This window comes from Paenibacillus allorhizosphaerae, assembly GCF_042659105.1.
Taxonomy (GTDB): domain Bacteria; phylum Bacillota; class Bacilli; order Paenibacillales; family NBRC-103111; genus Paenibacillus_G; species Paenibacillus_G allorhizosphaerae.
On sequence record NZ_JBHSRV010000012.1, the window covers coordinates 55,357 to 75,261 of the forward strand.

Sequence of the window (19,905 nt, forward strand, 5' to 3'; positions counted from 1 at the left end):
TTTCCCAGGAGGATTTCCCTGTGAACCATTCGATGATCAACTCGTCCGTATCGATGCATGCGCTTCAGCAGAAGATCGATCTGATGGCGAACAATATCGCTAATGTAAATACGACCGGATATAAACGGAGCGAGGCCTCGTTTCAGGACGTATTAACAAGCGTCAAGGCCCAGCCTCGCGGATTTCAGAAGGAAGGCCGGTTGACCCCGCTTGGCTACAATCAAGGGTGGGGAGCGAAGATGGCGAAGCCGCAGCTGAACATGGCGCAAGGATCGCTAAAGGCTACGGACAGTCCGCTCGATCTGGCACTGGAAGGCAACGGTTTATTTGAAATTTCCGTAACGACGCAAGACACGAACAATGAACCTGTACGGACAACCCGCTGGACGCGGGACGGATCATTTGAATTATCGCCCTCCGCCGATCTGACCGACCCGGACAGCATGTTTTTGACGACTAAGGACGGCCATTATGTGCTGGGCACAGACAACGAGCCGATCCGGATTCCGAAAAACCATTCCGTAAAAATCGGCACGGACGGCGTCATTATGTCTTATGATGAAGCGGATAAAACTTTGCCTCCGGAACAAGTTGGCGAGCTGAAACTCGTACGCGTCGTTCGTCCCCAATTGCTGCAGCAGCTCGGGGATAATTTGTACGGTCTGCCTTCGGACCTAACCATGCAGCAGCAGGAGGACATACTGCAGATTGTTACGCCGGTCAACAACAATGTCGATCCGATTACCGTACGGCAAGGGTTTATTGAACAATCCAATGTAACCCTCTCCGACGAATTGACGGAGCTGTTGACGGTGCAGCGGGCGTTCCAGCTCAATTCCAGGGCGATCAGTTCATCGGATACGATGATGAATTTGGCTAACAATTTGAGGGGATAACGGCTGTGTTTGTGTTGACAGCAAGGCCGCATTGAAGCGCCGAAGCGGCTGCTGAGGTTGACAGCTGCTTCTGTGCCTCTACTCAGTAGCGGTTGCAACAGGAGGTTGGGGCTTTGAGCAAAAAACCAAAGAAGACGCCGGCTGGCCGCAAAGGGTGGGTGAAGGCGATTCGAATGACCGTCAAATGGACCTGGATTCCCATTACATGCGTGGCCGCCTTGTTTGTCGGACTGTCTGTCGGATATGTTTACATCGGAAAGCAGAGCATGGATGAAGTGTTCGAACTTGCAACGTGGCGTCATCTATTTGACCTTGTTTTTGCCAATACTTAACAATGGGGCTCCCGTCGGGGAGTTTTATTTTTTTCCTGATAACGGTATAATGTATGGATGGGAACGGATTACAGAGAGAGCGGCGAATGAAGTCTGCTGGCCGTTTACAAGGGGGAACGAATGTGTGGAATTTGCCCAATATCCTGACCCTATGCCGCTTTTTGCTCATACCAGTGTACTTGATCATCTTTGGGGCCGGGTATACGAAAGTGGCTTTTTTCGTTCTACTGGCCGCCGGATTAACGGATGTGCTGGACGGTTATATTGCGCGGAAGCGAAAGCTTATCACGCAGCTGGGCAGCATGTTGGACCCGCTTGCAGATAAATCCATGATGATCGCGGTGATCCTCTCGCTCGTATTTTCCCAGATGATTTCCTGGCAAGCCGCGGCTGCTATGTTTTTGCGGGATGCGGGGATGATCGCGGGATCGGCGTTTTTTCACTTTCGCGGTAAAATAACGGTGCCGGCGAATGTGCTAGGAAAGCTGACTACGGTTCTCTATTATGTAGCGATACTTCTTATTGTGTTTCAGCTCCCTTACGCCGGTGCGTACTTATGGTTCGTTATCGTTGTTTCCTTTATCACCTCTATTATTTATATCGTACAGTTCAACTCACTAAATCGAGATAACGCGACGACCGAACGCGCCAAAGAGGATAGCTCCCGGCATATGTAGTGCAAATGGCTATTTTTTCGTAATATTAGAATGTATAAGTTTTCAGCATGCTGAACCATTCTGATGTTTAAAGAAAAGCTTCCGTTAAAACACGAATGTATCTTCATCGAGAGGCTTCGATTAGAAGCTTTCTTATAAAAAAGAGCCAATGTTCGGGCTTGCTTTGTTTGCAGCAAGCTTGAACATAAGCTCCCTTATATCAACCTTCATTACTGCAGATCATGAAGGGACAGTGTTAGTGTAGGTCAGAACGATAGGTTTTATTCCATCTCCCATACAAGGAAGGAGCATCCATATTGTTAGATGCCGTACAAATTCAAGAAATTATTCCGCACCGCTACCCGTTTTTGCTGATTGACCGCATTACGGAAGTAGAACCGGGGGTTCGCGCGACCGGAATCAAATGCGTGACGATGAACGAGCCTTTTTTTACAGGCCATTTTCCGGGGTATCCGGTCATGCCAGGGGTATTGATTGTAGAAGCACTTGCCCAAGTGGGCTCGGTCGCCATGCTGATGGTCGAAGCGAACCGGGGGAAGCTCGGTTTTTTTGCGGGAATCGATAATTTCAGATTTCGCGGACAAGTCACTCCGGGCGATGTACTTACGCTATCGGTTGAAATTACCCGCTTGAAGGGACCGATCGGCAAAGGACAGGCGACGGCGAAAGTAGGGGACAAAGTCGTGGCCGAAGGCGAATTGATGTTCGCGCTGAGCGACAGAGAAAAGAGCGGATCATAATCCGCGATAAAGAGAAGACGCAAACAAGCAAAACCAAATGGGCGAGGAGATGGAGAAATGAGTACGCAATCGCGAGTACAGGAACAGTATGATCTATGGCTGCAGGACCCGGCCATTGACGAGGCGACCAAGCAGGAGCTGCGCAGCATAGCCGATCAACCGAAAGAAGTGGAAGACCGGTTTTATCGCGATCTCGAGTTTGGGACAGGGGGTCTTCGCGGGGTCATTGGAGCGGGTACGAACCGCATTAACGCTTATACCGTGGCGCGGGCGACGCAAGGGTTGGCGCAATATTTGCTGCGCTCGGGGAAACCGTCGCTTTCCGCCGTCATCGCGTATGATTCTCGCAATCAGTCCCCCGAGTTTGCTCTCGAAACCGCGAAGGTGTTTGCCGGCAACGGGATCAAGGCCTATGTGTTCGAATCCCTTCGCCCGACCCCGGAACTGTCGTTTGCCGTGCGTTATTTGAAAGCGGACGCCGGTGTTGTCATTACGGCCAGCCACAACCCGCCCGAATATAACGGATATAAAGTATACGGAGGCGACGGCGGGCAGCTTGTGCCGGATCAGGCGGAACAAGTGATTGGCGAAATACAGAGCGTTCAATCGTTCTCCGACGTGAAGCGGAGTTCACGGGCTGATAGCGAAACGAAAGGACTGCTTCAATGGATCGGCAAGGAAATGGACGAGGCATATATTGAAGCGGTAACGGCGGTAAGCCGCAATCCGAAGCTTGTTCGTAAAATGAGCGATAACTTCCGCATCATCTATACGCCGCTGCATGGAGCGGGCAATTTATCCGTTCGGGCCGCGCTGGATGCGATCGGTTTTAGTCAAGTAGATGTCGTTGCGGCGCAGGAGCTGCCGGATGCCAAATTTTCTACGGTGAAATCTCCGAACCCGGAAGAACGGGAAGCCTTCTCGCTGGCGATTGCGCAGGCGAAGAACACCAATGCGGATATCATCATCGGAACGGATCCGGACTGTGATCGGATGGGTGCGGTCGTGAAAGATGATGCCGGAGAGTACTTTGTGTTGACGGGCAACCAGTCCGGAGCGATCATGGTTGACTATCTGCTTGGCAGCATGAAGGAGCAGGGCGAACTTCCGGATAACGGAGTTGTCGTAAAAACGATTGTAACCAGCGAAATGGGCGCCGTGATTGCGGAACATTACGGAGCCAAAGTGCTCAACACGTTAACCGGTTTTAAATACATAGGGGAAAAAATGACGCAGTTCGAAAAAACGGGCGAAGCGCGGTTTTTGTTCGGTTACGAGGAAAGCTACGGTTACTTGGCCGGCGATTATGCGCGCGATAAAGATGCCGTTATCGCATCGATGTTGATTTGCGAGGCGGCGGCGTATTATAAGAGCCAAGGAAAAACGCTGTACGACGTGCTGCAAGAGCTTTATGAACGCCATGGATACTTTTTGGAGAAGCTTGAGTCACGTACATTAAAAGGCAAGGACGGCGTCGAACAAATCCAAGGCATTATGCAGGATTGGCGCAATCACGCTCCGGCCGAATTGAACGGCCTTCGAGTGACGAAAGTCGATGATTTCTCTCAAGGGCTCTACGGGCTGCCAGTGGAAAATGTATTGAAATACACGCTTGAGGACGATTCCTGGTTCTGCCTCAGACCATCCGGCACGGAACCGAAGATTAAAGTTTACTTTGCGGTACGAGGCAGCTCTTCGCAGGAAGCATCGCATGCCATCAGCCGCCTGGCGGAAACCGTCATGGCCCGCGTAGACCAACATCAATAAGCTTAGGAGCTGACAGCTTTGAGCATGTATAGCAAGTGGAATAAATGGCTGCTGAAGGGACTTTGGTGGCTGGTCATTCTGGGAATGCTGGCTGCCATTCCCGTTGCCTATGAACGGCATCTGTCGGAGCAGAGCAGCCGCAAAGTCGAGTTTGTGTTCGACTATCGCGATTTGCTCGAGATTTCGGATACGCAAACGGACCCGCGGCGTTTTGTTAACGAACAGCTGCAGCAGATGAAGAAACACGGTATCGGGTCGGTAGCCGTATACGAATCGACGTTAAACGAACTAAAACTGAGCCGCAGAATCGAGTTGTTCTCCTCCCACGAGGCAACGGCACTAACGCAAACGCCGATTTCGGCAAACGAAAACTTTACGTATCTGATTTTTGCGGAGAAGGATTCGGAGCAGCGGCTGCTGCCGCTCATTAACCAAACGTTCAATTCATTGAACGTAAAGACGCGGCCGTGGAGCTATAAAAACCAGCCCGGCCTTATCATTGAGATGGCCATGGATCAGGCGATGCTCCGCACGATGGATCCGGATCCGATCAGCATGCAGATGCTGAAGGATCAGGGCTTCAACATCGTTGTGCGTATGTCGAACCGCAGGCCGTTTGTAGCCTCTCAAATGGACACCCTGCTGGGACAATTGCGCAGCATGGGGGTATCGCGATTTATTATTGACGGTGCCACGGTGCCGGGCTTTACAAGCGAGAAGGATACAAGCAGTCTGGCAGAAATGGCCGAGTTGATGGAAAAGTATCATATCGGGCTCGCCAATATTGAGCTGCAAAAAGTACAGCAAAAAGGTTTCAATACGCTTGCCAAACGAACCCACTATAATGTGGTTCGATTGCACTCCTTCACGGAAGCGGACGGACAGAAGCTGACGGAGAACTTGACGGAAGAAGAGCTGCGCGAACGGGTTCAAGGCGTGGCGGACCGTCTCGTGCTGGCGGTTAAGGACCGCAACATCCGGATGGTGTTCCTGAATGCAAGAGCGGTCAAAAACGTCGACAAGGGCGTCATTCTCAACCCGCTGGACGCGATTTACGATTCGCTGGACGGACCGGACGGAGCTATACCGCGAATAAAGCAAGCGGGCTATGTGCTGGGGACGGCCCACGACTTTGATTATGTGCACTCCGGCTGGCAAAGTGTAGCGAAAGGATTGCTCTGGCTAGGGGCCATCGCGTTGATTGCTTTAACGATATCGTACTTCATCCCGGAGATTACGCTGGCTGCGTTCGTGCTGGGCATTATCGGCTCAGCCGGTATGCTGGTGCTGAACTCGAGCCTATTCGGCAAAATTTTGGCGCTGGCAGCCGGAACTTGCGCTCCTACCCTTGCGATCATGTATGCATTGCGCGCAGGGAAAAGAAAATTGGAGCGGCCGACGGGATCGAGGATCGGTTTTGCGTTGTCGCTTTTGATTCGCACGTCGCTTATTTCCGTCGTCGGCATTCTGTTCATCGTCGGCCTGCTGAATCAGATCCAGTACATGTACGTGCTCGATCAGTTCCGCGGCGTCAGCGTGCTTCATCTTGCGCCGATCGTGATCGTGGTCGTGTACTGGTTGCTCTTTAACGAGAAGATGTCATATGGAGACAGAATAGCCCGTGCACGTCAACTATTGGCGTCCCACATCAGCGTGTTATGGGTTATTGCGGCCGCTGTCATTGCGGCTGCAGGATTTTACTATTTATCGCGTACGGGCAATGAGGGACAAGCGTCGGCGGTGGAACGATATTTCCGTTCGTTCCTGGAAAACACGCTCGGCGTTCGCCCAAGAACGAAGGAATTCCTCATTTCGCATCCGCTGTTTCTGCTCGGCGGGTACTTGGCCTTTAAATATCGAAGCGCGATGATTTTGCTTTTGATCGGCGTCATCGGACAAGCTTCCATCGTGGACACGTTTGCGCATCTGCACACGCCGCTCGTCATTTCTTCGATTCGGATTGTGTACGGTCTCGTGTTCGGTACATTGATCGGACTTGTGTTGATTGCCGTTTGGGAAATTGTTTCAAGGAGTTGGCAGCGATGGGTACCCCGACTAAAAGAATCGTAATATCGGGCTATTACGGCTTCAATAATAGCGGCGACGAAGCGGTGCTGCAGTCGATTTTGCTGGCGCTGCAAGAGCAAGGGGAACGACAGGGCGTATCATTCGTCCCTGTCGTTCTGTCCGTCAATCCCGGTGAGACAAGCCGAACATATGGCGTCGAGTCCGTTCACCGAATGAAGCCGGGCGAAGTATGGGCTGCGCTGCGCGGTGCGGATGGTCTGATCAGCGGCGGCGGAAGCTTGCTGCAGGACGAAACCGGGTGGAAAACGATCCCATATTATTTGGCAGTCATCCGCCTGGCGCAATGGCTGAAGAAGCCGGTCTTTATTTACTCCCAGGGGATCGGCCCCGTGCACAGACCGATGTTTCACGGGTGGATTCGATCCGCATTTCAGCGCTGCGTGTTTATAACGGTCCGCGATGAGGAATCGAAGGCGTTGTTGACGCGTACGGGGTTGCCGGCGGAACGCGTTCAAGTCGTGCCCGATCCGGTCATGGGCATGCCGCTGCGCGGCCAACCGCCGCAAAACCATGCGGCCGAGACGAAGTCTATGATTGGGGTTTCCGTACGTTTCTGGAAAGAAGATCGCTCCGAGCTGCAAGCAATTGCCCAGGCGTTGAGCACAATATTGGACGAGACGGATGCACGCATACGGTTTCTCCCGTTCCATCTGCCGTCCGATCATGAAGCCTCGTTGTATGTGCTTGAACAGATGGGGGGAAGCTACAAGCAACGAGCTTCGTTTGCCGAAGGCATCGTACATCCGCAGGATATGCTTGCCGAAGTAGCGCAATGCAGCCTGTTGATCGGGATGCGGCTGCACTCGCTCATTTATGCAGCCGGTCAATTCGTCCCGATGGTAGGCGTTTCCTATGATCCGAAGATCGATCAATTTTTGAACCGGCTGGGCATGAAAGCTGCGACGTCGACCCAATCGGCCAGCGCTGCCGATATTGCCAAGCAATCGCTTGAATTATTGTCCGGCAGCAAGAGATGGAAAGAAGAGAAGCATCCCGCGATCGAGCGGTTAAAAAACGAAGCGCATCGTCCCGCCGAGTTGATCGCTTCATTTTATGCCAAAGGACGGGATTTATCGTGAGCTTTCCAACTGTAACGATATTCGGCGTGCCGATTTCAAAGATGAATATGAGCCAAACTCTCGAGTATTTAACAAAAGTCATCCAAGAGCGACGGCCGCATCAAGTGATTACGGCCAATCCAATCATGATCATGGCCGCTCTTCAAGATCCGGCCTACATGCGAATGATGAAACAGGCGGAGCTGATCGTCCCGGATGGCGCAGGCGTGGTATGGGCTGCAGGGTATGTCGGCAATCCGGTGCAGGAAAGAGTGGCCGGGTACGATTTGCTGCACGAGCTTATGAAAACCGGCCAGCATCGCGGATGGCGTGTCTATTTGGTCGGCGCGTCTTCCGAGGTCATTGAAGCGGCGGCGGATCGATTGAATCAGCTGTATCCCGAGCTGAAGCTTGTCGGTTTCAGGGACGGATTTTTTGGTGAAAAAGAAGACAGCGATGTTATTCGTGCGATTCGCGAAACGGAGCCGGATATTTTGCTTGTCGGCCGGTCAGCTGCAACTCAAGAGCCATGGATTGCACAGCATAAAGAAGAGCTCGGCGTACCGGTTGTCATGGGCATCGGGGGCAGCTTCGACGTATTGTCGGGCAAATTGAAACGCGCGCCGAGTTTATTCCAGAAACTGCGACTCGAATGGTTTTATCGGCTTTTGCAGGAGCCATGGCGTTATAAAAGAATGCTTGTTTTGCCGAAATTCGCAATGAAAGTCATCCGTGAAAAAGAAAATGTGCAGAAACCTTGACAAGAGCTGTGAAACAACCTGAAAACCGTCCAAATTGCAAAAAAATCACGATGGTATTTCTCCATCCTTCGGAGTATAATCGTAGTGTTTGGGGGTTTTCATAGAAAAAAGGGGCTGTGAAATTACACATGAACTTGTTATACGGAATCGGCTTTGCTGCTGCATTGCTTATTGCGGTGCTGATGACACCTTTGGTGAAGCGCTTTGCTTTCTGGGTCGGGGCTGTGGATGCGCCGAATCATCGCAAAGTACATAGCCGTATTATGCCTCGTCTTGGCGGATTAGCTATTTTTATTGCTTTTGTCGGTGCTTTCTTCATCGTGTCACCTGCTATCGATACATTAAAAATGGATGTTGTATTTGGCTTGCTGGTCGGGGGAGCGATTATCGTCCTGATCGGCGCGCTCGATGACCGATTCGATTTGTCGCCCAAAATCAAGCTCCTGGGACAAATTTTGGCGGCGTGCGTTGTCGTCTATTCCGGCGTCGTTATCGACTTGGTCAATGTGCCTTTTGGCGAGGGCGTCGTTTCGCTTACATGGCTGGCCGTACCGCTAACGATTTTCTGGATTGTGGGCGTAACGAATGCGATTAATTTGATCGACGGACTGGACGGCCTTTCGGCAGGGGTGTCCGCCATCGCTACGACGACGATATTAATTCTTGCCTTGATGATGGGCAACGTGACGGTAATACTGCTGTGTGTCGTGCTACTAGGTAGTATCGGCGGGTTCCTGTTTTACAACTTCCATCCGGCCAAAATTTTCATGGGCGACTCGGGCGCATTGTTTCTCGGCTTTTGCCTTGCGACGTTGTCGGTGTTAGGCTTTAAACAAGCGACCGTCGTTTCGCTGCTTGTTCCGATCATGATTTTAGGCGTGCCGCTGTCGGATACATTCTTCGCGATTATGCGGCGCTGGGTGAACAATCTGCCGATTTCGGCCGCGGACAAAAGCCACCTTCATCATTGCTTGCTGAGTATGGGGTTCAGCCATCGAACGACCGTATTAATCATATATGCCATTGCTGCGGCGTTCGGTTGTTCGGCTGTGTTACTCTCGTACATTTCGGAGCAGCAAGCACTGTGGGGAGCGATCATATTGATCGCAGTATTGCTTCTGGTTCTTGTGGTCGGCGCGGAAGCGATCGGGATTATTAGCAAAACAAAAAAGCCGGTGCTTCATTTTATTAATAAAGTACGTGTGAAAACATCGCAGCTCAGTACACGTTCCCGTATGTCGAAATGATTTTTGAAAGCCTGAACGGCGTTGTTTGATAAGCAATTATACTTTTTCGTTGTTATAAGGGGCTGTCCCAAGAGGTCAATAAGACTGAAGGGGCGGCCTTTTTCATGTTATATTTTTGCCGTACGCTTCTAAATATTTCATCTCATGAAGCCGATAAAATAAGTACACTTTGTTTTGCATGATTTCTGAATCAAAGGAAATAGTGCTGGAGTCAGGGGAGGTCATTATTCAATACGGAGCTCAGGTGGAAAGCCGCAGAATCATGCATGCAAAATCATAATTTCCTACAAGGAGGAACGCATCTTGAAACGAACAAGCAACAGATACATAAGCGGGCTGTTAATAATGGCTATGCTGCTTTCGCTGCTGATGCCTGTTACGGTGTTGGGAGCCGGAAGCTCAGCGCTGAGAATCAAGGGGTTCAGCACGGACCCTGCGAAACCATCGGCAGTAACAAGCGAGTATATTAATGTAACGGTTGCGACGGAGAACATTGATGACACCGAAATCGGTTCGATTTACTATGAAATACAAAACGTATCCTTAGGTAGTGAGCCTGTCGAGGTAAAAACCAATAAAGCGGTGAAAACGTCCGCTTCCGAAGTCGTATTCAATAATATTAAGCTCAGTTCCGGCACGAACAAGCTTACCGTTATATCAGGGGATTTGACCAAATTTTCGTCCGATCCGGTATACATCATATTTACTCCGACTTCCAATATAACAGATTTGGAGTTTAATGAAGAGCCGCTGCTTACCGGAGGCACCTATCCGAAGGATCCGACACAAACGACCTATACGATTACGGGGATGGCTGCAAATGCGAAAATTGTACAGGGATATTTAGGCGATCAAGCCAACCCGGTAACCGCTTATCGTAACAGCAACGGGGCATTTACTTTTATCCCTAACCGAACCGATCTGGTCATGCAAGGCGGTGACAACTATTTTAAAATCGTAGCCAGCAACGATACGATAACCAATATGACGGAAACCCGGTTCGTATTTAACAATGGACAACCTTACTTGTTCAACGCTCAAATCGCCGGAAACAATGTTGTGGATCAAAATACACTTGAGCTTTCAAGCAAAAACGTCAGTTTGACGGGTAAATTAAAAGTTGACATATCTGCAGCCTCTCCCTCCGTAACCAAATATGTATATGCCGATATACAGCTGGTTCACGGAAATATCCCCAAAAGGGTTTATTTTCGCGATAATGCAGCAAAGTTAACCGAAATTCCGGGGGAAAGCACAAATACCTATAAAGTATTTGATCTTGGTTCAATCAATCTCGATACGGACTTGGGCATGCCGGATAACCGCGATCAAACGCTGATCATTACCTTTTATACCGACAGCGGTTTAGTCGGGGCGCCACCGAAGCAAACGTTTCATTTTAAATATGTTGATGCTTCGCAGCCCTATATTTCTTCGGTAAGTCGGGTGATTGGCCAGGACTCCAACGGACAGAACATTGAGGTTCCTTTGAATCCCAACGGCAATAATGAGCTCAGCGAACTTCCAGTTACGCTTATCGTTAACACAAAAAACCTGGATCAATCCCAAGGTGGCGATATAAAGGCAACCGTTGGAGATAAGACACTTAACAAGCAGTATGTTGGTAACGGCGTTTGGAACATTACGGTAGACGGCATTCGTGATGGAATCACGAAGCTTGAAGTCGTTCCGGTAGTCAATTCCGTAGAAAAAAGCATCGGTAAACTAGAAATTCCGCTCGTCATTACAAGTACGCCTTACATAATCCCGATCAATTTCTACAACGGCCTGATCATTAAAAAGGAAACCGAGACTCCCAAGTGTTCAGTTGCGGGCTCTTACCCTTGTATTGAAGCAAAAATTATGAATTTGCCGACCGCAGAGTATGACGATGTTGAGGTTATTGTAAATGACCGGAGAACATTGTTAAGTACGAGCGATTTTAAAGGAACCGATCCTTCTATATTCATGGTCGATCTGAATCCGGGCGATGCCCGATGGAGTCCGCCGATCCAAGATCCAGCGAAAGAAACTCATCTGAAGCAAGGCCGAAATACGATTAAATTCAACTTAAAGCTAAACAACACTACGGTGACGTCGGTTCAGTATGAAATCTTTTATTTTACGATTCCTACTCCGGGATTTACGAAGATCTCCCCGATACCACTGGACAAATTTACGGAAGCCCAGACGCCGGACAAGTTCGTAACGCATTCTCAAACCGTTTCGTTTACCGGAGCTTTCGTATATACGGAAACGATTAAGATGACCGTACGGGCGAAGGATAGCGACGGGAAAGCATTAATCACGACAGATACAAGGAACGCATCGGCAAGCTATTCGGATAAGGGGCAGTACGATTATTTGAGAATAACCAATATCGTCGAAACGAATGCTAACTTCACGACTGCCGACTTTACACTGCCATATCACGGCGACGTCGTGTTCGAATTTGCGGCATCCAACAAAAGCGGCGTAACCGAAATTAAAACAATCACGATCAGCCGCGAGCCGGTACCGTATGAGATCATTTACCCCACGACCATTAAGGATGCGAAAGGCGAGGAAATGGCTACGGTTAACGGAAACTTCGTAGACATTCGATTGTCGGCTGAAAATGCAACATCGGTTCAGTTTGGCAAAGACACCGTATTTCCTGAAATTGACAAAACCAATAATAAACCGTATTTTAACTACCGGTATGAGGGGTTAAAGGCAGGTAAAACGACAATCAAACTTACCGTGTACCGCGGTACCGAAAAGACAAGCGGAAGCTTCATCGTGAATAATGTGAATACATCAGTAGAAGGCGCTCAATGGCTTGAAACATTGAAGAGCAGTTACAAGCTTTTCGAAGGGGATTTACAGTTAAAATTCCCGAAAGACACGAAATTGATGCGAAATGATCCGACGGCTGCTTACCAGTATCTAACCAGTGACCGGAAGCTGTTATTCGGCATTGCGAACGTTCAGGACGGGCGGGTCAGTAAAAATTATGCTTCCGACGCAACTGCATCCTTCTTCTTGAAGGACCCGGAGAATAGATTCAGGCCAGCGAGCAAGCTGTATTGGATTAATGGCGGTTATATCGGAGAAAACGATTACCAGGATAACGACAAGCTCCAGGTTGCTTTGACAGGTTCGGGCCGCGATCCGTACGACGTTGAAACGACGGCCGGCAATGTTAAATTTTATCAAAAGCAAAATGAAGCCGAATTAAAGAACATGGTTATTCCGACCAAACGCGGAGAACTTACATTAAATTACGATCCGAGTATTCGTGCGGATGCCTGGAAGTATGTTACTGTGTATCAGATGGATATTTATGAGAATTACCGCGGCATGACGACCATCGCCTGGAAGAACATCGGCGGTGTGGTAGATAAGACCAATAATACGATTACGGTCCCGATCGATCACTTTGGTTATTTTCAAGTGATGTACTTGAACGACAGCTTCACGGATATTACTTCCCACGCCTGGGGACGGGATATTCTTGATACGATGTACGCTAAAGGGTATATGACAAATATGCTTGACGGTTACTTTATGCCGAATGAAGACATCAGCCGCGGAGAGTTCGCAACGCTGCTGGTGAAAACATTTGATATTCCACTCAACTACAGCGGGACAGGAACGTTCAGCGACGTTCAGCGTTTTGGCTCGAATAAATTATACGATTACAAGTATATCGAGACAGCCGCTCGCGTAGGGATTGTTAGAGGAACGCAGGGAGGCAGGTTCAGCCCGAATGACGGGATTACAAGGCAGGATGCGGCCGTAATGATCGCGAGAGCCGCGGAGCTGAAGGTCGGTACCGATTCCAAGAAAGTAGACGCGAACCTTGCCAAATTATTTACGGACGCAGGAAGTATAGATCCGTATGCCAAAGCTTCTGTCGAAGCGGTTGCGAAGGAAGGATATATTGAAGGAATCGAGAACGTGCTGCTCAGCGGGCAAAAGAACAAAACATACCGATTTGACCCGACAGAACCATTCTCCCGGGTGCAAGCTGCAGCAGTGCTCGAACGTATATTGAAAAAACAAAAAAAGTTTCCGAAATAAGCACTCAAAGCCGCCATATCCACGGATACGGCGGTTTTTTGATACCATTGGATTTGGAAAATACTTATTGATGACGATGCTGATAGATCGTTGTATACTAAGTTTCGTAAGCGAGTGATACATCGAGACGATAGATGATATGATATACGCTCGGTAAAACAGAGCACAAGCCTCCTCGAAAAAAACAAAAAAAGTTTTTTTCAAAGAGCGCAACTTTTTAAAAAGCTCTGCGTTTAATCTTATGAAACACAAACAAAACAAGATCAAGAGCTGAATATACTGGGTAATTTTCTCAAAATTAGCTCTTTACCTTGGTTGCATGTCAGTGTATAATGTTAAATGGCATGCAAGTCTCTATTGACCTGTATTTATTGTTTACTAGTTTCTGCAATTTTATACATTGCAGACTTAACTATTCTAAATGAATTACGCTCAACTCTGGGAAGGGGGTGAATCGGCTAATGAGGGAATCGAGCTATAATTTTAATTCTACAAAGAACTCTCAACAACCGAAAGATATTCGAGGAGGAGAAAAAAAGGTTATGAAGAAAAGTTTATCTGCTATTTTGTCCCTGGCTATGGCGTTCTCAATGTTTTCTTCCGTAGCATTGGCCGCTGAGGGTGACAATACCACAACTGAAGCTGGAAATGCTGATGCAACAAAAACATCTGCTAATTTCAGCGATCTGAAAGATCTCGATGCAGCAACAAAAGCAAAATTCGATGCAATGATTTCCGCTGGTATCTTTGACGGCGTTAAAGAAGGCACGTTCGGTCTGAAAGAAAAAATGAACCGCGCACAATTCGCAAAAGTTGCGGCTCTGATCTTCGGTCTGAAAGTTGACTCTTCCTTGAAAACTTCCAGCTTCACAGATGTTAAAGCAGACGATCCAGCTAACGGATACGCGCTTCCTTACATCGAAGCAGTTAAAGCAGCCGGTATCACTGACGGTTACGCTCCTGGACAATTCAACCCAGCTGGCGAAGTAACGAAAGAGCAACTCGCTACTTTCTTGATTCGCGGTCTGAAAAAAGATAAAGACGCTCAAGCAACTCCAGGCGTTGCTGACAAAACAGTATCCGACTGGGCTAAAGGTTATGTTGCGCTTGCAATTCAACTGAAGCTTCTGAGCAGCGGTACTGACGGCACATTTGGTGGTGCTTCCGCAGCAACTCGCGACCTGCTTGTTACTTCGGCATACGAAGCTCAAATTCAATTCAAAAACCTGAACAAACCAGTTAAAGCTTCCGTTTCCGAAGCAAAAGCAACTGGTGTTCAAACGGTTCAAGTAAAATTGGATAGAGACGTTGATACGAAGAAAGCTACTTTGACGCTGAAAAAGGGCTCTTCGGATATTGCAACTACAGTTAAGTGGGACAGCAACAACTCCACTGCAACGTTGACATTGACTGACTCTAAAATCACTGCCGGTGAGTATTCTGTAACTCTGGGCGGCTTGGATGCGAAAGACCTTGACAAAACGGTTGCGAAATTCACGGCTGAGAACGAAGTTCTGAAGAGTATCGACTTCCTGAGCGCGAACGACACGATCGCTTACTCCGATAGCGTAGTACTCAAGCTGGCTGCTAAAAACCAATATGGTGAGAAAGCTTCTTTCTCCGCCGGCGGTTACAGCGTGTATGGTGTTGATAACGCAAGAATTACAAAAGCAGATGACAACACATTGTTGCTTAAGCTTAATACAAAGCAAGGTAACTATCAGCAAGGTGTGACGATTATTCCGATTACGATCGTGAACAACGATCAATATCTTACGGTGTCCAAGAGCTTTAAGTTGGGTACGGCTCCGATCCTGTCCAAGCTGGAGCTGGGCGAAGCGCAATACTCCAACACGGAAGCAAAAGCAATCACTTCTAAGGGCGAATCGGCTTCGTACGAACTGAATCTTTTCGATCAATACGGCGGCATGTTCGGTTATGATTCCAGCCTGACAGAAATCAATAGTAATGCAAATGAGTGGAAAGATATTGTCAATGTAATTTGGAATGACTACGTTGGCGACTCGACAGGCAAAACGGTAATCGAGCCGACCTTCGAAGACAATGGCAATAATATTCCAAGAATGAAGCTTACTCTGACTCAGAATATCGACAAGTCTGCTGATTATAACTTCACTGTAACGACGCAAGCGGCTACGGCAACCGGTAAAGTGAAGGTTCAATCGGCGAAAGTGGCGACAAAGATTGAGATCGGTGACTTCAGCGATGTGGTCGCTGTTGGCGACAAGGACGTTTACATCCCGGTCATTGCGTACGATGCGCAAGGCAACCAATTGAGCATTGAAGATTTGACCAGCGATACGAACCGCGATCGTATCCAAATCACCAGCTCTTTTGCCGAACCGAAGATCATGAATTCGGGTGCGAACAAAGGTTCAATTCACTTGAAAAACCTTGACGGCGTAAGCAAAAACAGTGCAATTTCGGTTACGGTAATGATCGCGACGCCAAATGCGCAAAGCACCGCTACAAGAACGTTTACGGTAAGCGATGCTCGTTACCCGGATAAGATCAAAGAAGTGGTTGCACCGGCAAAACAATATATTCAAGGTTCTTCTTCGAGCTTCAAGTATGTCATTCTTGACCAATATGGCAAAGAAATGAAATACCAGTCGACTGGCGTAACTCAAGATGTATATATGACTCTTGAGGGCAGCAGCAACTTCAAATTAACAAAAGATGATGATTCGCAAGAAGGAACTGCACTCAATGTAAGTCAATTCAACGCTAACGATGAATGGGATCCGAATTCCTATAAAACCTTCAATGAAGGGTTCAGAATCGTAGCGGGTAGTGCAGCAAATGTTGATGATAAAGCAACACTGCGTATTGAAATCCGTAAGGGTACTCAAGTGCTTACTAAGACAGAGAAAAGTCTCAGTATCGTACCTAACAATGCGGATCTGAACTACAGTGTAGCTCCTCTTGATACTATGTTTAATACTAGAGATAGCGGTTTGTCTAACAACGTACCTTCCGGTAACGTTTCGACTGGCGGCAGAGGCGCGGGTACAGCCCTGAGTTCAGCGATTTACAATGTGGTATACTCCCCGTTGAGTAAAGAAGTTGTACTCAATGTAACGAACTCCTCTGGAGATAAAGTAGCCATACCGAGAAATGCTGTATCGAGCGTATCGTCTTCTGATACAGTGTCGGTACAAACTGCTAAGGATGCTACTACTGGTAAATTCTACGCTCTTGGATACAAAACAGGGTCTGCGACTGTTACTGTAAACTATGTAAACAGAAAAGGCGAATATAAGACTGCAACTGTACCTGTGACAGTTAAAAACGAGCGTATGAAAGTAGTTTCTTTGACAGCAGGCAAGTCGAAAGTACTGGTTAATGCGGGCAACACTTACAACATTTCTGATGCATATACTGGTACTGTTTCTAAAGGTTTGATGGATTTGAAAGTAACTGATCAGTACGGTCAAGTTTTTGAAGGAACAGAAGTTGTTGATTACAACTTTGTATACGGCTTAGCGTTTACAGCAAATAATGTTTCCACAGGTTCTATGGCAAATCCAACGGCTGATGATAACAGTGTTTCTATCGATGACCGTGGTAAAGTTAGAATCGGTGCTAACGTTAAAGCTTTCGACTTGACGGCTAGTGCACCAAGTGGTCTGTCCGTAACAACGCAAGTTGTCACATCTAAAGAGTAATCTCTTAGTTTCATTAAATCTCCACAAAAAGAAGACCTTCGGGTCTTCTTTTTTTACATAACCCAACGGAGTGTGAAGATATGAATTCCCGCGTCAAAAAAATAACACTAACCGCTGCGATACTATCCATATCTGCTTTAAGCTTTGCTTATGCCGATTCAGCTACAACAACTACACAGCCTGGTTCCGTAGATGACCCTGTTATAACCAAGAGCTACTTCGAGCAAAACATTCAGAAGCAAGTTGCTGAGGAGCTTGCCAAGCAAACTGTAAATGAAGAAAAAATCAGGCAGCTTGTTGCAGCTGAGTTAGCCAGGGCTGGTGCCAGTAGCAGTGGCAGTAACGGAAATGGATCTACCGTAACTACTCCTCCCTCGAGTTCTTCTTCAACCGGCTCTAACTCAAATATGACGATTGTCAAACTGGGAGCCGGGCAAATACTTTACGGCGGAGAAGGAACCGAACTGATCGTTCGCACAGGCTTAACCTCTGTATTTAGCTCCGATGAAAATGGCATCCCGGATGTTACAATCGGTAAAGATATTGCAGCCGGTGCTGCTGTAGAAACAAACCATTTGTTGATCGTTCCAAGAGAGGGTCGTGGCATCAAGCCCGCTCCTAAAAACAATCAAGAAATATTCGTGATGGTTCGCGGCAATTATTTGCTTGTGAATGCAGACGGTTCCAAAGCCACACCATAATTTTACCCATAAAACCAATAGTTAATACGAGTGGCCATACCGGCCGCGGAAATACTATGATTACATTCCACTTAGGGAGGTAGTCAGACATGGCGAAAAACAATAAAAAAGTCGTTCCGGAAAGCAGTAAAGCACTCGATGCCTTAAAGTATGAGATTGCTGCTGAGCTGGGTTTACCGGTTGGGAAACAAGGACTAGCGGGAGCGAATGTCGAATTTGCAACGGAGCTTGGTTCGATCCCTGCCCAAACGATGAAAGAAGACTACTGGGGCCATATCGCATCACGCGATGCAGGTGCGGTAGGCGGCACAATTACATCCCGTTTGATCAAAAGAGCAGAAGAAATGATGTTAAATCTATAGCTCTCATATAATTATTGACAGTCATCGACAAATCCAGTAACATACTATAAAGAAGGTAACAGTTAAAGAAACCTTTTCCAATTGGAAAAGGTTGATTTTTTGTATGGGTACTTATTCGATTATCAATACTAGTAACAGTAGGAGGTCGTTTACATGTCCAATCCAATCGGTCGCCGTTTATTTACTTCGGAGTCTGTTACTGAAGGGCATCCGGATAAAATTTGTGACCAAATTTCCGACGCAGTATTAGATGCATTCCTTAAAAATGACCCTAATGCCCGTGTAGCATGTGAAGTATCGGTCGCTACAGGACTTGTTCTTGTGATCGGGGAAATTACAAGCCAATCGGAATATGTCGATATTCAATCCATCGCTCGTCAAGCTATTAAAGATATTGGTTATACCCGCGCCAAGTTCGGTTTTGACTCCCAAACATGCGCAGTACTTGTATCCCTGAATGAGCAATCGCCTGATATTGCGCAAGGCGTTAACAAAGCACTTGAAGCCCGTGAAGGTCAAATGACCGACGACCAAATCGAAGCGATCGGTGCAGGCGACCAAGGTCTTATGTTCGGTTTTGCCGTGAACGAAACACCGGAATTGATGCCGCTGCCGATCTCCATTTCGCACCAATTGGCACGCCGCTTGACCGAAGTTCGCAAAAACGGCACTTTGCCATACTTGCGCCCAGACGGCAAGACACAAGTATCCGTCGAATACGAAGGGGACAAGCCGGTACGTATTGATACGATCGTTGTTTCGACGCAGCACGGAGAAGAAGTTTCTTTGGAGCAAATTCAAGCGGATATTAAGGAACATGTCATCAGACCGGTCGTGCCTGAGAAGTTCCTTGATTCCGATACAAAATATTTTATCAACCCTACTGGCCGTTTCGTTATTGGCGGACCGCAAGGGGATGCCGGCTTGACTGGTCGTAAAATTATCGTTGATACGTATGGGGGTTATGCGCGTCATGGCGGCGGTGCATTCTCCGGTAAAGACCCGACAAAAGTCGACCGTTCCGGTGCGTATGCAGCCCGTTATGTTGCAAAAAATATCGTAGCCGCTGGTCTGGCAGACAAATGTGAAATCCAATTGGCATATGCCATCGGTGTTGCCAAGCCGGTTTCCATTGCGGTTGACACATTTGGTACAGGCAAAGTAAGCGAAGAGAAGCTTGTCGAAGTTATTCGCAAAAACTTCGATCTTCGCCCGGCAGGCATTATCAAGATGCTCGACCTTCGCCGTCCGATCTACAAGCAAACGGCTGCTTACGGACATTTCGGTCGTACCGATATCGATTTGCCATGGGAGCGTACAGACAAAGCGGAGCTCCTGAAAGCAGACGCTTTGGGTTAATTCCTTATAAACACTTGATCTGTCTAAGAAAGACGATCCGAATCCATCGGATCGTCTTTTTTGCTTTTATCTGAACATGAAGTCAAATGATAATACTTATTTTTCTAGAAATTTATATAAATGGTTTAGATGTAAGAAGAACTCCGATCAGAATGGTTTCATA

General features: G+C 47.8%; 14 protein-coding genes. All 14 read left to right on the plus strand.

Annotation, left to right across the window (positions count from 1 at the left end):
* Positions 1 to 20: 20 nt before the first annotated feature.
* The 14 genes from ACFQI7_RS29505 (at position 21) to metK (ending at position 19,742) form a co-directional block, all read left to right on the plus strand.
* Positions 21 to 896 (plus strand): flagellar hook-basal body protein, encoded by an 876-nt coding sequence (locus ACFQI7_RS29505; protein WP_218102329.1) that lies wholly within the window; start codon positions 21 to 23, stop codon positions 894 to 896.
* A gap of 113 nt (positions 897 to 1,009) precedes the next feature.
* Entirely contained in the window at positions 1,010 to 1,228 is a 219-nt protein-coding gene (locus tag ACFQI7_RS29510; protein ID WP_230415574.1) for a DNA-directed RNA polymerase subunit beta, read from the plus strand.
* A gap of 122 nt (positions 1,229 to 1,350) precedes the next feature.
* Complete coding sequence (locus ACFQI7_RS29515) at positions 1,351 to 1,905, plus strand: CDP-alcohol phosphatidyltransferase family protein (protein ID WP_218102327.1); 555 nt, start codon at positions 1,351 to 1,353, stop codon at positions 1,903 to 1,905.
* A 296-nt stretch (positions 1,906 to 2,201) separates the two neighbouring features.
* Positions 2,202 to 2,645, plus strand: coding sequence for a 3-hydroxyacyl-ACP dehydratase FabZ (gene fabZ, locus ACFQI7_RS29520; protein WP_218102326.1), 444 nt, complete (start codon positions 2,202 to 2,204; stop codon positions 2,643 to 2,645).
* Between the two features lie 57 nt (positions 2,646 to 2,702).
* Positions 2,703 to 4,412 (plus strand): phospho-sugar mutase, encoded by a 1,710-nt coding sequence (locus ACFQI7_RS29525; RefSeq protein ID WP_218102325.1) that lies wholly within the window; start codon positions 2,703 to 2,705, stop codon positions 4,410 to 4,412.
* Between the two features lie 24 nt (positions 4,413 to 4,436).
* A complete protein-coding gene (locus ACFQI7_RS29530; RefSeq protein ID WP_218102388.1) occupies positions 4,437 to 6,482 on the plus strand; it encodes a DUF5693 family protein in 2,046 nt (681 codons plus the stop codon).
* A complete protein-coding gene (gene csaB / locus ACFQI7_RS29535) occupies positions 6,455 to 7,579 on the plus strand; it encodes a polysaccharide pyruvyl transferase CsaB (protein ID WP_218102324.1) in 1,125 nt (374 codons plus the stop codon). The genes ACFQI7_RS29530 and csaB overlap by 28 nt, the downstream gene beginning before the upstream one ends.
* Before the next feature lie 41 nt (positions 7,580 to 7,620).
* Positions 7,621 to 8,319, plus strand: a complete 699-nt coding sequence (locus ACFQI7_RS29540) for a WecB/TagA/CpsF family glycosyltransferase (protein WP_230415576.1) — start codon at positions 7,621 to 7,623, stop codon at positions 8,317 to 8,319.
* 128 nt (positions 8,320 to 8,447) lie between these two features.
* The gene (locus tag ACFQI7_RS29545; protein ID WP_218102322.1) at positions 8,448 to 9,566 is read left to right on the plus strand and encodes a glycosyltransferase family 4 protein; all 1,119 of its coding nucleotides are present in this window, start codon (positions 8,448 to 8,450) and stop codon (positions 9,564 to 9,566) included.
* Between the two features lie 303 nt (positions 9,567 to 9,869).
* Entirely contained in the window at positions 9,870 to 13,631 is a 3,762-nt protein-coding gene (locus ACFQI7_RS29550) for an S-layer homology domain-containing protein (protein WP_218102321.1), read from the plus strand.
* A 542-nt stretch (positions 13,632 to 14,173) separates the two neighbouring features.
* Positions 14,174 to 17,320, plus strand: coding sequence for an S-layer homology domain-containing protein (locus tag ACFQI7_RS29555; RefSeq protein WP_230415572.1), 3,147 nt, complete (start codon positions 14,174 to 14,176; stop codon positions 17,318 to 17,320).
* An 80-nt stretch (positions 17,321 to 17,400) separates the two neighbouring features.
* Entirely contained in the window at positions 17,401 to 18,021 is a 621-nt protein-coding gene (locus ACFQI7_RS29560) for a hypothetical protein (protein ID WP_218102319.1), read from the plus strand.
* An 89-nt stretch (positions 18,022 to 18,110) separates the two neighbouring features.
* On the plus strand, positions 18,111 to 18,383 hold the full coding sequence (locus ACFQI7_RS29565) for an alpha/beta-type small acid-soluble spore protein (protein ID WP_218102318.1): 273 nt from the start codon (positions 18,111 to 18,113) through the stop codon (positions 18,381 to 18,383).
* 153 nt (positions 18,384 to 18,536) lie between these two features.
* The gene (gene metK, locus ACFQI7_RS29570; protein ID WP_329958285.1) at positions 18,537 to 19,742 is read left to right on the plus strand and encodes a methionine adenosyltransferase; all 1,206 of its coding nucleotides are present in this window, start codon (positions 18,537 to 18,539) and stop codon (positions 19,740 to 19,742) included.
* Positions 19,743 to 19,905 lie beyond the last annotated feature (163 nt).

Coding starts and splice junctions, on each gene's coding strand:
- ACFQI7_RS29525 (WP_218102325.1), top strand. CDS start 2,703: ATGAGTACGCAATCGCGAGTACAGGAACAGTATGATCTATGGCTGCAG.
- ACFQI7_RS29530 (WP_218102388.1), top strand. CDS start 4,437: ATGTATAGCAAGTGGAATAAATGGCTGCTGAAGGGACTTTGGTGGCTG.
- csaB (WP_218102324.1), top strand. CDS start 6,455: ATGGGTACCCCGACTAAAAGAATCGTAATATCGGGCTATTACGGCTTC.
- ACFQI7_RS29540 (WP_230415576.1), top strand. CDS start 7,621: ATGAATATGAGCCAAACTCTCGAGTATTTAACAAAAGTCATCCAAGAG.
- ACFQI7_RS29545 (WP_218102322.1), top strand. CDS start 8,448: ATGAACTTGTTATACGGAATCGGCTTTGCTGCTGCATTGCTTATTGCG.
- ACFQI7_RS29555 (WP_230415572.1), top strand. CDS start 14,174: ATGAAGAAAAGTTTATCTGCTATTTTGTCCCTGGCTATGGCGTTCTCA.
- ACFQI7_RS29560 (WP_218102319.1), top strand. CDS start 17,401: ATGAATTCCCGCGTCAAAAAAATAACACTAACCGCTGCGATACTATCC.
- ACFQI7_RS29565 (WP_218102318.1), top strand. CDS start 18,111: ATGGCGAAAAACAATAAAAAAGTCGTTCCGGAAAGCAGTAAAGCACTC.
- metK (WP_329958285.1), top strand. CDS start 18,537: ATGTCCAATCCAATCGGTCGCCGTTTATTTACTTCGGAGTCTGTTACT.